The organism is Streptomyces sp. NPDC060000 (genome assembly GCF_042737375.1).
Lineage (GTDB): Bacteria > Actinomycetota > Actinomycetes > Streptomycetales > Streptomycetaceae > Streptomyces.
The window spans coordinates 109,935-123,282 of record NZ_JBHWUU010000008.1; the positions used below are offsets into that span (position 1 = coordinate 109,935).

13 protein-coding genes, 1 pseudogene and 1 riboswitch are annotated in these 13,348 nt (G+C 71.3%); of the genes and pseudogenes, 5 read left to right on the forward strand and 9 right to left on the reverse strand.

Annotated elements, in window-relative coordinates; genetic code table 11:
• Nucleotides 1–84 precede the first annotated feature (84 nt).
• Genes ACFWBB_RS07060 through ACFWBB_RS07080 form a run of 5 tightly spaced genes read left to right on the forward strand, consistent with a single transcriptional unit; the run spans nt 85 to nt 3,953 of the window.
• Nucleotides 85–1,137, forward strand: coding sequence for an ABC transporter substrate-binding protein (locus ACFWBB_RS07060; protein ID WP_385267944.1), 1,053 nt, complete (start codon nt 85–87; stop codon nt 1,135–1,137).
• Nucleotides 1,134–1,904, forward strand: a complete 771-nt coding sequence (locus ACFWBB_RS07065; RefSeq protein WP_385267946.1) for an ABC transporter permease — start codon at nt 1,134–1,136, stop codon at nt 1,902–1,904. The genes ACFWBB_RS07060 and ACFWBB_RS07065 overlap by 4 nt, the downstream gene beginning before the upstream one ends.
• A complete protein-coding gene (locus tag ACFWBB_RS07070; RefSeq protein WP_385267948.1) occupies nt 1,901–2,662 on the forward strand; it encodes an ABC transporter ATP-binding protein in 762 nt (253 codons plus the stop codon). Before ACFWBB_RS07065 ends, ACFWBB_RS07070 begins: the two co-directional genes overlap by 4 nt.
• Nucleotides 2,659–3,792, forward strand: coding sequence for a phosphotransferase enzyme family protein (locus ACFWBB_RS07075; RefSeq protein ID WP_385267950.1), 1,134 nt, complete (start codon nt 2,659–2,661; stop codon nt 3,790–3,792). The genes ACFWBB_RS07070 and ACFWBB_RS07075 overlap by 4 nt, the downstream gene beginning before the upstream one ends.
• Entirely contained in the window at nt 3,768–3,953 is a 186-nt protein-coding gene (locus ACFWBB_RS07080; protein WP_385267952.1) for a hypothetical protein, read from the forward strand. The genes ACFWBB_RS07075 and ACFWBB_RS07080 overlap by 25 nt, the downstream gene beginning before the upstream one ends.
• Here ACFWBB_RS07080 and ACFWBB_RS07085 read toward each other — a convergent pair.
• The 9 genes and pseudogenes from ACFWBB_RS07085 to ACFWBB_RS07125 all read right to left on the reverse strand — a co-directional run bounded on the left by ACFWBB_RS07085 (nt 3,932) and on the right by ACFWBB_RS07125 (nt 12,751).
• Nucleotides 3,932–5,079 (reverse strand): annotated as a pseudogene (locus ACFWBB_RS07085) (LLM class flavin-dependent oxidoreductase). The gene ACFWBB_RS07080 and the pseudogene ACFWBB_RS07085 overlap by 22 nt on opposite strands.
• On the reverse strand, nt 5,072–6,163 hold the full coding sequence (locus tag ACFWBB_RS07090) for an LLM class flavin-dependent oxidoreductase (RefSeq protein WP_385267954.1): 1,092 nt from the start codon (nt 6,161–6,163) through the stop codon (nt 5,072–5,074). The pseudogene ACFWBB_RS07085 and the gene ACFWBB_RS07090 overlap by 8 nt, the downstream one beginning before the upstream one ends.
• Complete coding sequence (locus ACFWBB_RS07095) at nt 6,160–7,536, reverse strand: NtaA/DmoA family FMN-dependent monooxygenase (RefSeq protein ID WP_385267956.1); 1,377 nt, start codon at nt 7,534–7,536, stop codon at nt 6,160–6,162. Before ACFWBB_RS07095 ends, ACFWBB_RS07090 begins: the two co-directional genes overlap by 4 nt.
• 19 nt (nt 7,537–7,555) lie before the next feature.
• The gene (locus tag ACFWBB_RS07100) at nt 7,556–8,767 is read right to left on the reverse strand and encodes an LLM class flavin-dependent oxidoreductase (protein WP_385267958.1); all 1,212 of its coding nucleotides are present in this window, start codon (nt 8,765–8,767) and stop codon (nt 7,556–7,558) included.
• Nucleotides 8,768–8,885: 118 nt separating this feature from the next.
• Nucleotides 8,886–9,017, reverse strand: coding sequence for a putative leader peptide (locus tag ACFWBB_RS07105; RefSeq protein ID WP_385267960.1), 132 nt, complete (start codon nt 9,015–9,017; stop codon nt 8,886–8,888).
• Nucleotides 9,018–9,028: 11 nt separating this feature from the next.
• Nucleotides 9,029–9,817 (reverse strand): GNAT family N-acetyltransferase, encoded by a 789-nt coding sequence (locus ACFWBB_RS07110; protein ID WP_385267962.1) that lies wholly within the window; start codon nt 9,815–9,817, stop codon nt 9,029–9,031.
• 68 nt (nt 9,818–9,885) lie between these two features.
• Complete coding sequence (locus ACFWBB_RS07115) at nt 9,886–10,908, reverse strand: ABC transporter substrate-binding protein (RefSeq protein WP_385267964.1); 1,023 nt, start codon at nt 10,906–10,908, stop codon at nt 9,886–9,888.
• Nucleotides 10,909–10,970: 62 nt separating this feature from the next.
• Nucleotides 10,971–11,774 carry an amino acid ABC transporter ATP-binding protein gene (locus tag ACFWBB_RS07120; protein ID WP_385267966.1) on the reverse strand — a complete coding sequence of 268 codons (804 nt, stop codon included), beginning with the start codon at nt 11,772–11,774 and terminating at the stop codon, nt 10,971–10,973.
• Nucleotides 11,771–12,751 (reverse strand): amino acid ABC transporter permease, encoded by a 981-nt coding sequence (locus ACFWBB_RS07125; protein ID WP_385267968.1) that lies wholly within the window; start codon nt 12,749–12,751, stop codon nt 11,771–11,773. Before ACFWBB_RS07125 ends, ACFWBB_RS07120 begins: the two co-directional genes overlap by 4 nt.
• A gap of 397 nt (nt 12,752–13,148) precedes the next feature.
• A riboswitch (SAM riboswitch) is annotated at nt 13,149–13,268 on the reverse strand.
• Between the last annotated feature and the right edge of the window lie 80 nt (nt 13,269–13,348).

Sequence of the window (13,348 nt, forward strand, 5' to 3'; positions counted from 1 at the left end):
TTCAAGCGGGTGGACAGCGCGCTGTGTCGCCGGGTGTGACCGTGCCGGCACCGCTCCCACTCCCCTCGCCCCCAAGGAAACCTCATGCACCGCCGTACCGCCCTGTCCGTCATAGCCGCGTCGGCCGTCCTCGCCGCCACCGGCTGCTCGGCGGACCCCTCGGCCGACGCCACCGCCGGAAACGGCACCACGACCGTCACCCTCGCCCTGGACTGGACGCCGAACACCAACCACACCGGCATCTACGTCGCCCGCCAGAAGGGCTGGTTCAAGGCCGCCGGCATCGATCTGAAGATCGTGCCCTACGGTTCGACCGCGCCCGAGACGCTGATCGCGAGCCACAAGGCCGACTTCGGCGTGTCCTACCAGGAGGGCGTCACCACGGCGCGCGCCGCCGGGCAGGACATCACCTCCGTCTACGCGGTCACCCAGAAGACGAACGTCACCATCGCGGTGCGCGCCGGCCGTACGGACATCGCGTCCCCGAAGGACCTGGACGGCGAGACGTACGCCGGTTTCGGCGCGCCCTACGAGAAGCCGCTCCTGCAGAAGGTGATCCAGAACGCGGGCGGCAAGGGCGACTTCAGGCAGGTGACCCTCAGCACCTCGGCGTACGCGGCGCTCTACGCGGGGAAGGCGGACTTCGCGATGCCGATGCCGACCTGGGAGGGGCTGGAGGCGGAGCTGAGCGGTAAGCCGCTGAAGAACTTCCAGCTGTCCGATTACGGTTTCCCGGCGATCTACTCGACCCTCCTCGCCTCCTCCGACCGCTTCCTGAAGAAGAACCCGGAGCTCGCGAAGAAGTTCCTGGCCGCCGTCGACAAGGGGTACCGGTACGCGGCCGACCACCCCGACCAGGCCGCGGATCTCCTCGTCGACGCCAACAAGAGCGTGCTCACCAACACCGGACTCGTGAAGAAGAGCGAGCAGTTGCTCGCGAAGGAGTACTACCGGGCCGCCGACGGCACGATCGGCGTCCAGAGCGCGGAGCGCTGGCAGGCCTTCGCCGACTTCGAGTACCGGGCGGGGCTGCTGAGCGACGCGAACGGCAGGAAGCTGACCGAGGCCCCGGATGCCGCGTCCTACTTCACCAACGCCTACCTGCCGGCCTCGGACGGCACCGGGGCCGCCAAGTGAGTTCGCTGCTGCGGTCGTTGTGGCCGCCGTTGCTGGTGCTGGCCGTCGTGGTAGGCGGCTGGCAGCTGTACGTGACGGGCGCGGGCGTCGATCCGGCGATGCTGCCGTCGCCGGCGCGGGTGCTGGAGCAGGGCTGGGCCAGCCGCGCGGACCTGTGGACGCAGACCGTGCCCACGCTCCAGGAGACCCTGCTCGGTTTCGCGCTGTCGTTCACGGCGGCCTGGCTGGTCGCCGTGGTGCTGGACTTCTCGGCGGCGGCCCGCCGGGGCCTGTACCCGCTCCTGGTCGCCTCGCAGACGATCCCGATCGTGGCCGTGGCTCCCCTGCTCATCATCTGGTTCGGTTTCGGGCTGCTGCCGAAGATGCTGGTGGTGACGCTGACGACGTTCTTCCCGCTGGCCGCGAACCTGGCCGCCGGGTTCGCCTCGACCGACCGTGAGGCGATGCGGCTGCTGCGCTCGCTGGGCGCGGGACGGCTGCGGACCTTCCGGCTGGTGCGGGTGCCGAGCGCGATGCCCTACTTCTTCGCCGGGCTGCGGGTGAGCATCACCTACGCCGTCGTCGGCGCGGTGTTCGCGGAGTACGCGGGCGCGGAGGCCGGGCTCGGGATCTACATGCAGGCGCAGAAGAGCGCGTTCCGGACGGACCTGGTGTTCGCGGCGGTGGGAGTGACGGCGGCCCTGAGCGTCGCGCTGTTCGGGGCGGCCTGTCTGCTGCAACGGCTGGTGCTGCCGTGGGAGCGGGCGCAGCGGGAGGAGAGGTCATGAGCAGTCTGCGTATCGACGGGGTCGCAAAGTCCTTCGGCTCGCTTGAGGTCCTGCGAGGGCTCGAACTGTCGGTGGAACCGGGCGAGTTCGCGGCCGTCATCGGGCCGAGCGGCAGTGGCAAGAGCACGCTGTTCAACCTCGTCTCCGGGCTCGACCGTCCGACGGCGGGCCAGGTGCTGGTGGAGGGCGAACCGGCCGGGGTGGAGTCCGGCAAGGTCGCCTACATGCCGCAGAAGGACCTGCTGTTCCCCTGGCGGACCGTGCTGGACAACACCGCGCTCGGCCTGGAGGCGCAGGGCGTGCGCAGGAGGGAGGCCCGGGCCCGGGCCGACGCGCTGTTCTCCGACTTCGGGCTCGACGGGTTCCAGAAGGCGTACCCCTCGCAGCTCAGCGGAGGCATGCGGCAGCGGGCCGCGCTGCTGCGCACGGTCGTCCTGGAGCGTCCGGTGCTGCTGCTCGACGAGCCGTTCGGGGCGCTGGACTCGCTGACCCGCACCGAGATGCAGCTGTGGCTGGCGCAGATGTGGCAGCGCCACCGGTGGACGGTGTTGCTGGTCACCCACGACATCCGCGAGGCGGTCCTGCTCGCGGACACCGTGCACGTCCTGTCTTCGCGCCCGGCCACCGTCGTCGAGCGCGTGGAGGTGCCGCTGGCCCGCCCGCGCGGGGCGGAGGACTTCACCGCGCCCGGGTTCGCGGCCACCGAGCGCCGGCTCCTGGAGGCGCTGCGCGGCACAACGGCGGTGAAGACACCGTGAGTTCACATCTGGCTCACGGTCTCGGCACCGATCCGGTGGAGCCCGACTGGGCGCCGCTGACCGACGACGAGGTGACGGACGTCGTCGGGGCGGGTGCCCGGGTGGTCTGGCGCAGTCCTCGCCCGCTGTCCGCGGCGGCCGTCGTCGAGCGGGACGGACGGCGGCTGTTCGTGAAGCGGCACCACGTCGGTGTGCGTTCACCGGAAGGGCTGGCCGAGGAGCACGCCTTCCTGCGCCATCTGCGGGAGCACGGCGCGCCGGTGGTGGAGGTCCTGGACGCGGCGGGGCGCGGGCCGTGGACGTACGAGGTGCACTCGGCCGGTGCCGGGGAGGACCTGTACCGGGACGCGCTGTCCTGGTCGCCCTTCCGCTCCGCCACGCACGCCACGGCGGCGGGTGCGGCGCTGGCCCGACTGCACCTGGCGGCGCGGGGGTTCGACGCGCCACGGCGGCGGGTGCAGCCGCTCGTCGCCTCGTTCACGGTGTTCGCCGCCCGGGATCCCTGGGAGGCGCTGGAACGCTACCTGGACGAGCGGCCACAACTCGCTTCAGGAATAAGGCGCTTCCCATGGCGCGAGGACACCCGGCGGGCGCTGCTGCCGCTGCACGAACGGCTCGCACCGCATCTGTCCGGTCTGGAACCCCTGTGGACTCACAACGACTGGCACGCCTCCAACCTGCTGTGGGGCGGGGACGGACAGGTCCGCACCGTCCTGGACTTCGGCATGAGCGACCGCACGACCGCCGTGCACGATCTGGCCACGGCGATCGAACGCAACACCGTGCAGTGGCTGCGGCCCGGCTACCCGGTACGCGAGGCGGACGTGACGGCGCTCGTCGAGGGCTACCAGTCCGTACGACCGCTCACCTCCGCCGAATCGGCGGCACTCCCGGAGCTTCTGCCGCTGGTGCACGCCGAGTTCGCGCTGTCCGAGCTGGGCTACTTCCACGGCGTCACCCGGTCGGCGGAGAACACGCGGCTGGCCTACGAGTACTACGTCGGCCACGCCGAGTGGTTCGCCGGCGACGCCGGCCGACGCCTGCTGGACGTCGTGGCCTGTGCGGCCGGGGCGGAGCGCAGGGGCTCCACGGCGAGCACCTTGCGGTGGACGCGGGCACCGTCGCCGTAGTCGTCCACGGCGTAGTGCCGGGTGGCCTGGTTGTCCCGGAGCACGAAGTCGCCGGGAAGGTGTTCCGCCGTCGGCGCGGCGACGAGGCCGGCCGCGCCGAGGCGGTCGCGTACGGGCGGTCCTTGGGGACGCCGGTGCATCAACTCGACTGGGACGAGTGACCTCTGCGGCGCCACTCCTCGGCGAGGAGTTCGTAGGAGCGGACGCGGTCCGCGTGGTCGTGGGTGATGGTGGTGACGAGCAGTTCGTCGGCGCCGGTGGCTTCCCGCAGCTGCTCCAGGAGGTCGGCGACCCGGGCCGGGGAACCGACGAACTGCGTGTCGATCCGGTCCTGGACGAGCACCCGGTCCTCGTCGGTCCAGACGTGGGCGCGTGCTTCCTGCGGTGTCGGGTACTGGATCGCGCCCTCGGCGGTGCGGATGCTGCGCACCCACAGGCCGTAGCCGGTGGCGAGTTCGCGGCGCGTGCGTCGTCCTCGGCCACGACGACATCGGCGGAGACGCTGACATAGGGCGCGTCGAGGGACGCGGAGGGCTTGAAGCGGGCCCGGTATCCGTCCACCGCCTCCAGGACGGTGGCCGGGCTGACGTGGTAGTTCGCGGCGAAGCGCAGGCCCCGGGCGCCCGCGACCTCCGCGCTCTGGCCACCGCTGCTGCCCAGGATCCACACGTCGACATCGGCGCCCTCGCCGGGTACGACATGCGCCTCGACGCCCTCCGGGGAGCGGTAGGTACCGGCCAGCAGGGCGAGGATGTCGTCGATCTGCTCGGCGTAGTCCTGCGACTCGGCGTTCGGCAGGAGGAGCAGCCTGCGTTGCAGGGCGATCCGGGGCGAGCCGAGGAGCCGTTCGAAGGAGAAGCGGGGCGGGATCAGCAGACCGTTCGGGGCCCGGCCGTCGACGACCGGGGTGGCCACGGGCGGCGGACTCCCCCGCTCGCCGGGCTGACGGCCGCCCGAGCGGCCCAGGCCCAGGTCGAAGCGGCCGGGGTGCAGCGCGTCGATCAGTCCGAACTCCTCCACCGTGGACAGGGCGGTGCGGTGTCCGAGCTGTACGGCGCCGGAGCCGAGCCGGATGGTGGAGGTGGCGGCCGCGGTCAGCGCCAGGACGACCGCCGGGGACGTGCCCGCGACGCCGGGGTTGAGGTGGTGCTCGGCGAACCAGTAGCGGGCGTATCCGAGGCGTTCGGTGTGCCGGGCCAGGTCGACGGAGTTGCGCAGGGCGTCCGCGGCCGTCGATCCCGAGGAGATCGGGACCAGGTCGAGAACGCCGAGGGGGATGTCAGACACGGGTCGGCTCCTCGGTGGTCGACGGCGTCAAAAGCACCGGGCCCCAGTCGAACGGGGGGTCCGGGATGTCCTTGCGGAGCACCGACGCCACCTCCGACTGGAACAGCTCCAGCGAGTCGCGGTGCCGGGTGTCGGTGAGGCCGCTCGCGTCGGCGTGCACATGCAGCACCGTGTGGCCGAACCGCTCGTGGTAGCGGTACACCTTGTCGATGATCTGCTGCGGGCTGCCGATCAGGGCGGAGCTGCGCTCGACGAAGTCCTCCAGCGTCTCGAAGACCACGGGCAGCCCGGCCTCTCTCTGGAAGGCGAGCGTGCCCTCGAAGATCGGCCGGTAGGCCTCGGCGGCCTCCTGGGAGGTGCGCGCGACGTACAGTCCCGCCGAGCCGGCGCCGACCGCGAGGGCGGCCGGGTCGTGGCCGTAGTGCTCCCAGCGCTCCCGGTAGTACCGGATCAGCTCGGCGTAGGGCTCGATGGGGTGGGTGACGTTCGCCGAGAACAGCGGGTCGCCGTGGCGGGCGGCCAGGTCGACGGACTCCTTGCTGGTGGCGCTGCCGTGCCAGACCCTTACGGGCTGCTGGTAGGGCCGGGGCCACACCTCCGCGTCCGTCAGCTCCGGGCGGAACCGGGTGGCGGCGGTGACCTGGTCGTTGCGCCAGATCTGCCGGAACACCTCGTAGCTCTCGGCGTTGCGCTCCCACTGGTCGTCGGGCGTGACCTGGAACAGCTCGCGTTGGGCGGCGCCGTTGCCCTTGCCGATGATCAGCTCCAGGCGGCCGTCCGAGAGGTGGTCGAGGGTGGCGTAGTCCTCGTAGGCGCGGACCGGGTCGAGGAGGCTGAGGGTCGTCACGGCGGTGAAGAGCCGGATGCGGCGGGTGAGGGCGGCGATGTGGCTCAGTACCACCGGTGGGGAGGAGGAGATGAAGGGACGCTCGTGCCGCTCCCCCACGCCGAAGCCGTCGAAGCCGAGTTCCTCGGCGAGCAGGGCGTTGTCGACCACTTCGCGGAAGCGCTCCCGGGTCGGCTTGCGGACGCCGGTGACCGGGTCCGGACGGTGCACGATCAGGGTGATGGCGAGGAACTTCACGAGGCCACCCGGTCGGCGCCGCCCGTCGCGTCCGGGTGGGCGAGGCCGAGGTGGTCCCTGAGCGTGGTGCCTTCGTACTCGGTGCGGAAGACGCCCTGTTCCTGGAGGAGCGGGACGACCTTGTCGGCGAACCCGTCGAGGCCGCTCGGGGTGATGTGCGGGACGAGGATGAAGCCGTCGGCGGCGTCGGCCTGGACGTAGTCGTTGATCGTCCGGGCGACGGTCGCCGGGGAGCCGACGAAGTTCTGGCGGTTGCCGGTCTCGATGACCAGGTCGCGGATCGACCAGTTGTTGGCTTCCGCGAGCTCGCGCCATTCGCGGGCGGTGGCCAGCGGGTCACGGTACATCCGGACCTGGGCGCGGCCGCGCGCGATGTGGTGCTCGCCGAGGTCCGGGTCGATGTCGGGCAGGGGGCCCTCCGGGTCGTAGCCGGAGAGGTCCCTGTTCCAGACGAACTCCAGGTGCTTGATGGCGGTGGCGCCGCTGACCTGCTGGCGGCGGACGTCCTTGGCGATCTCCTCGGCCTCGGCGTCGGTGTCGCCCAGGACGAAGCTCGCGGCGGGCAGGATCAGCAGCTGGTCGGCGCGCCGGCCGTACTTGGCGAGGCGTGCCTTGACGTCGGTGTAGAAGGTCTGGCCGGCATCGAGGGTGGCGTGCCGGCTGAAGATCGCGTCGGCCGTGGAGGCGGCGAACTCGCGGCCCTCGTCGGAGTCCCCGGCCTGGAAGATCACCGGGCGGCCCTGGGGGCTGCGCGGGACGTTGAACCGGCCCTGGATGTCGAAGTGGCTGCCCTCGTGGACGAAGGCCCCCGCCTTGGCGTCCTGGAGGAAGGTGCCGGTGCTCCGGTCGGCGACGATCTCGTCGCCCCGCCAGGAGTCGAAGAGCTCGCCCGCGGTGGCGAGGAACTCCTTGGCGCGGGAGTAGCGCTCGTCCTGCGGGAGGAATCCGCCGCGGCGGAAGTTCTCGCCGGTGAAGGCGTCCCAGGAGGTGACGACGTTCCACGCGGAGCGGCCGTCGGAGAGGTGGTCGAGGCTGGCGAACTGCCGGGCCACCTCATAGGGCTCGTTGAAGGTGGAGTTGATGGTGCCGGTGAGGCCGAGGCGATCGGTGACGGCGGCCAGCGCGGCGAGGATCGTGAAGGTGTCCGGGCGGCCGACCACGTCCAGGTCGTATATCTTGCCGCCCTGTTCGCGCAGGCGCAGACCCTCGGCGAGGAAGAGGAAGTCGAACTTGGCGCGTTCGGCGGTGCGGGCGAAGTGGGCGAAGGAGCCGAACTCGATGTGGCTGCCGGCCTGCGGGTCGCTCCACACGGTGGTGTTGTTGACGCCGGGGAAGTGCGCGGCCAGGTGGATCTGCTTCTGGGGCTTGCTCATGGTGGGGTCTCCCTCCCGCTCAGGCGTGGGCCGGGGCGGCGTAGCGGTTGGCGGGGCGGGGCAGGCCGAGCAGCCCGCGCAGGGTGTCGGCCTCGTAGGCGCGGCGGAACGCGCCGCGGCGCTGGAGTTCGGGGACGAGGCCCCGGGTGATGGCCGGCAGGTCGTGGCCGGCGACGGCGGGGCGCAGCCGGAAGCCGGTCAGGCCGGTCTCCTGCAACTCCTGTAGCAAGTCGGCAAGTTGGGCGGGTGAGCCGGTGAATATACGGGCGTCGCTGCGGTACTCCTCGCCGGCGAGGGCGTCGAGGCGGTCGCGGCGGGCGGCGGCCTCGGCCGGGTCGTCGTCGAGGAAGACGACCAGGTCCCCGAAGAGGTGCAGCGGCTCCGTGGCCCGCCCTGCCCGCTCCTGTTCGGCGCGGACCTCGGCGACGATCGCCCGGGCGTGGTCGCTGTCGTGCGGGGTGACATGGCCGACGTCGGTGGCGCGGGCCACCAGTCGGTAGGGGACCGTGTCGTGGGCGAGTGCGGTGACCAGGGGCTGGCCCTGCGGCGGACGCGGGGTGATGGAGGGCCCCTTGACGCTGAAGTGGCGGCCCTCGAAGTCGACGTAGTGGAGTTTGTCGCGGTCGATGAACCTGCCGGTGGCCACGTCCCGGATCTCCGCGCCGTCCTCCCAGCTGTCCCAGAGGCGGCGCACGACCTCGACGTAGTCGGCGGCCTCGTCGAACAGGTCGGTCACCAGGTCCTGGGTGGCCGGGGCGTCATAGGCCTCGATGCGGGGGATGGTGCGGCGGCCGAAGTGGGCGGCGTCGGTGGGGCGGGCGGTGATCTGGACGCGCAGGCCGGCCCGGCCGGTGCTCACGTAGTCGAGGGTGGCGATCGCCTTGGAGAGGTGGAACGGCTCGGTGTGGGTGACGACCGCCGTCGGCACCAGGCCTATGTGGTGGGTGAGCGGGGCGATGCGCGAGGCGATCAGGACGGCGTCGAGGCGGCCGCGGACCTGGTCGGTGCGGTCGTCCGGGTCCAGGAAGTGGGAGGACTGCGGACCGAGGCCGTCCTCGATGGTCACGAAGTCGAGCAGTCCGCGCTCGGCCTCGGCGACCAGGTCGGCCCAGTATCCGGCGGTGAACAGGTCACGGGGTCGGGCGACGGGCTCACGCCAGGAGGCGGGGTGCCAGCCGGTGCCGTCCAGAGCGACGGCGAGATGCAGCGGGGAGGAGGGGGTCGAGGACACGAGGGTGCCTTCCTGGAGGTCCGTACGAGAGCGCCGGCCTGCGCGCAGGGATGGCGCGGGCACGTGGCGGGGGCGAGCGCAGCCAGAACTGGTCCCCCGGCCGAGGGCTGGGGGAGCGTCAGGAGCTACAGAGCGCGCCGGCCACGCGCTGGAGGTCGATGTGGGGCCGGGAGTGGAGGTGCACGGCGCGGCGTATGTGGGTCACGTCCGCTCCCCCCTCTTTCCTGGCGCCGGACGGCGCCTCACACATCTCGTCATCAGTCAGAACGCCCGGGCCGCGCCGGATGTTCCCGGGGTGCGCACCGAGACGATGGCCGAGCGGCGGCGCAGGACGAAGCCCAGGGACTCGTACAGGCCGATCGCGGGGGCGTTGCCGGCGGCGGCGTGCAGGAACGGGGTGTCGCCGCGGTCGCGGATGCCGGCGCCCACCGCGCGGATCAGTCGGGTGGCGAGGCCCTTGCCGCGGTGGTCGGGGTCGGTGCAGACGGCGCTGATCTCGGTCCAGCCCGGCGGTCGCAGCCTCCCCCAGCCTCCGGCCGGGGGGACCCCCATCTCGCTTCGCTCGCCCGCCATGGCGATCAGGCGGCCCCGGTGGCGGATGCCGAGGTAGGTGCCGAGGGCGATGGTCCGCTGGAGGAAGGGGCCGGGCCGGGTGCGGGCGACGAGGCCGAGGATCTCCGGCACGTCGTCGGGCCCGAGGCGGACGGCCTCGGGTGCCGGTTCGGTGCGGAACTCCTCGGTGGCGACGAGTTGCACGCCCTCTCCCCCGCCGGTGACCTCCCAGCCGTCGGGAACGAGGTCGACAGGCTTGACGCGTACGGTGGTTCCGGGGCCGACGAGGGTGTGCAGGTCGGCCCAGGCGGCCGGGTCCCCGGGGTCGGCGAGGGCGGCGAAGGCGTTGATGTCGGCCGGGTAGCGTGCGGCGCGGCCCAGGCGTTCGGCGAGAGGGGCGTGCGGGCCGGTGAGCGCGGCCCAGACGGCGTTGTCCAGCGGGTGCGGGTGGGTGACGGTCGGAAATCCGGCTCCGCGGAGGTCGATCGGGGAGGCCACGGAGGCGGAGTCCCTTCCTGTCGTGTGCTGACTCGACTCGCATGTGCCATCGCCGAGACGACGGGGCGTCAGGAGTTGTCCAGGGGAAGTCCCGGCGGGTTGATCTCGGACTTGGCGACGGCCTCGTTGGAGAGGTTGTAGGCCGCCAGCCACTTGGCGTACTGCCCGTTCTCGATCAGGTGGTTGATGGCGTCCGCGACCGGCTTGGCGAGGCCGCTGTCCTTCTTGGCGGTCGCGGCGATCAGGCCCTGGAGCGTCTCGCCGGCGCCGGAGAACGTCCCCGCGTTGCGAGTGGCGTTGGCCTTGCCTGCGGTCTGGGAGACGTTGTAGGCGATGCCGGGGTTGGGGCCGAAGTACGCGTCGATCTTGCCGCTGGCGAGCGCCAGGTAGATGCCGTTGCGGTCCGGGTAGTACTTGACGGTGAGCTTCTTGCCCTCGGACTCCAGCTTCTTCTTCCACTCCAGGAGGATCTTCTCCTGGTTGGTGCCGGAAGCGACGGTGACGGTCAGACCGGCGAGGTTCTCGTAGTTTCCGTCGAAGTTCCACTTGCTGGACTTCTTGACCTCCCAGCCGAGGTTGTCCTGGCGGTAGGAGGCGAACTCGTACTTCTTCTTGCGCTCCTCGGTGTCGGTGATGTTGGAGAAGCCGACGTCGACCTTGCCGCTGTCGATGCCGACGAAGAGGTTCTCCCAGGTGAAGTTCTTCGTCTCGGGCGTCAGGCCGAGGACCGCGGCCACCAGACGGCCGAGGTCGGGCTCGGCGCCGGTGAGGGTCTTCTGGTCGTCACCGACGTACGCCAGCGGGGCGAAGCCGGAGGGCAGCGCGCCGATGCCGATGTTCAGCTTGCCGCTCTTCTTGACGGCGGCGGGCAGTTCGGCGCTGATCGACTTGACCTCGGCGACCTTCAGGGCGGTCTCCTTGGCGGCGCCGTTGGACGCCCGGCCGACGGTCACGCTGCCGGCGGCGCTGTCGGTCTTGGTGGCGGCCTCGCTGTCACCACCGCAGGCGGCGAGCCCGGTGGCGAGGGTGGCGACCGCGGTCGCCGCGGTGATGCCGCGGATCAGGCTGCGTCGGGTGAAGTGGGCAGACATGGCCGTCCTTTGTGACTGGATGAGAGGGTGGTGGCGTGGGGGGAAGTCGTGGTGTGTCGGTGTCAGAGCACCTTGCTGAGGAAGTCCCGGGTCCGCTCGTGCCGCGGATTGTCGAGGACCTCGCCGGGCGGGCCCTGCTCGACGATCTTCCCGCCGTCGATGAAGACGACCCGGTCGGCGACCTCGCGGGCGAAACCGACCTCGTGGGTGACGATGACGAGCGTGGTGCCGCTGGTCGCCAGGTCCTTGATGACCGCGAGGACCTCGCCGACGAGCTCGGGGTCGAGGGCGGAGGTGGGTTCGTCGAAGAGGATCACGCCGGGGCGCAGCGCGAGGGCGCGGGCGATGGCGACGCGCTGCTGCTGGCCGCCGGACAGCTGCCGGGGGTAGGCCCCGGCCTTGTCGGCGAGGCCCACCCGGTCCAGGAGTTCCCGGGCCAGTCCCAGGGCGGCGGACTTGGCGAGTCTCCCGGTGGCGACCGGCGCGGCGGCGACGTTGTCCAGCACGGTCAGATGCGGGAAGAGGTTGAAGTTCTGGAAGACGAAGCCGATCCGGCCGCGCTGGGTCAGGATGGCCCGTTCGCTCAGCTCACGCAGCCGGTCGCCGTGCCTGCGGACGCCGATCAGCTCGCCGTTGACACTGACGTAGCCGATCTCGGGCTTCTCCAGGTGGTTGACGACCCGCAGCAGGGTGGACTTGCCGGAGCCGGACGGACCGAGGATCACGGTGACCTCGCCGGGCCGCACGGTCAGGCTCACTCCGTCCAGGACCCGGTGGGCGCCGTACCACTTGTGCACGTCGTGCACCTCGACGGCGGCGGGGACGATCCCGGCGGTCTCGGAGCTCTGCACGGTCTCGGTGGTCATACGGCGGCCTCCCGGCGGATGCGGGCCCGCAGGTCGGTGAGACCGGTCCGCAGTTTCTGCAACGGCGTCGGCGGCAGGGAACGCGTGGCGCCCCGGGCGTAGTACCGCTCGACGTAGAACTGGACGACGGAGACGAGGCTGGTCAGGATCAGGTACCAGACGGTGACGACCAGCAGCAGCGGCACGATGTCGCCCGGGTAGGTGGCTCCCATGGTCTGCGCGGTGCCGAACAGGTCGAGCAGGGACACGTAGAAGACCAGCGAGGTGGACTTGACCAGGCCGATCAGCTGGTTGACGTAGTTCGGAGTGATCGACCGCAGGGCCTGCGGGAACACGATCTTCCAGAACTGGTAGCCCTTGGGCAGGCCGAGCGCGGCGGCCGCCTCGTGCTGACCCTGGTCGACGGAGAGGATGCCGCCGCGGACCACCTCGGCGGCGTAGGCCGCCTCGTTGAGGCTGAGGCCGACGACGGCGATCACCATGTCGGTGGCCAGCCGGGACTCGTCGAAGCGGAAGAACGCCGGGCCGAAGGGGACGCCCACGCTCAGGGTCTGGTACAGGGCGCTGAAGTTGTAGAGGAAGAGCAGCAGCACGATCAGCGGGATGGAGCGCAGCGCCCAGACGTAGGTCCAGCTGACCGCGCGCAGCACCGGGCTCCTGGAGAGCCGGGCGACGGCGAGCAGAATGCCGCCGAGCAGGCCCAGCACCGCGCTGTAGGCGGCGACTTCAAGGGTGACCAGCAGTCCGTCGAGGATCACCGGCCTCAGGAACCAGTAGCCGAAGCGGTCCCACTGGTAGAAGGGGTTGGAGATCAGTCCGTGGGCGAACTGCGCCACCAGGACCAGGGCCACGGCGGTGGCGATCCAGCGGCCCGGCCGGCGCAGCGGCTGGACCCGCTGGGCGGTGAGCTTCTCTGACGGGGTGTCGATGGCGGGTGCGGCCTCGGCGAGGGTCACTGCGCCTGGGGGTTCACTCATGAGGGGCTCCGGCGGGAGTCGGACACCCCGGGTCACGGCAGGCGTGGGCGGCTGCGTGCGCTTCGGCGGGGCGGCGGGGACCGCTCGGCGGCAGCGCACCGGGCATGGCGCACGGATGCGTACTGGAGACCGGGGTGGGGCGGACAACGGCACACCGCTCGGGCGGTGTTCGTCAGGAACGCGGCGGCGGGGCTGAGGTGTGAGGGGGTTCGTTCAGCCCCGACAGCGGGCACGGCCCGGTGCGGTACACAGTGCGCTGTTCACGCGGAGAAGGTCGACGGCGCGGTTGGCGACGAGGATGTCGAGGTACGGCCGTACGCAGCCCCGGGGGCGGCGGGGCGCCGTCCGATGAGCTGCGTACATGTCCGTCACCGTCACTGTCCCGGCCCCTGAGGGGCCCTCGCGCTTACCGATACGTCACTACCGAAACGTCGGTCCGGTCGTCACCTGGGGCACCCCACCGCGGAGCGAGGGTTGCCGGTCAGCCAGCCAGGGCTTGTCGCTGACGCTCATGACCGTTCTGGGCGGTAAGTAAGACAGTCGCCCGAACGAATGTCAACGGCGGTCCAGTGGATGGACCGGGTCAGGGCCGCTTGA

Coding starts and splice junctions, on each gene's coding strand:
- ACFWBB_RS07060 (WP_385267944.1), top strand. CDS start 85: ATGCACCGCCGTACCGCCCTGTCCGTCATAGCCGCGTCGGCCGTCCTC.
- ACFWBB_RS07070 (WP_385267948.1), top strand. CDS start 1,901: ATGAGCAGTCTGCGTATCGACGGGGTCGCAAAGTCCTTCGGCTCGCTT.
- ACFWBB_RS07095 (WP_385267956.1), bottom strand. CDS start 7,536: ATGAGCAAGCCCCAGAAGCAGATCCACCTGGCCGCGCACTTCCCCGGC.
- ACFWBB_RS07105 (WP_385267960.1), bottom strand. CDS start 9,017: ATGTGTGAGGCGCCGTCCGGCGCCAGGAAAGAGGGGGGAGCGGACGTG.
- ACFWBB_RS07115 (WP_385267964.1), bottom strand. CDS start 10,908: ATGTCTGCCCACTTCACCCGACGCAGCCTGATCCGCGGCATCACCGCG.
- ACFWBB_RS07120 (WP_385267966.1), bottom strand. CDS start 11,774: ATGACCACCGAGACCGTGCAGAGCTCCGAGACCGCCGGGATCGTCCCC.
- ACFWBB_RS07125 (WP_385267968.1), bottom strand. CDS start 12,751: ATGAGTGAACCCCCAGGCGCAGTGACCCTCGCCGAGGCCGCACCCGCC.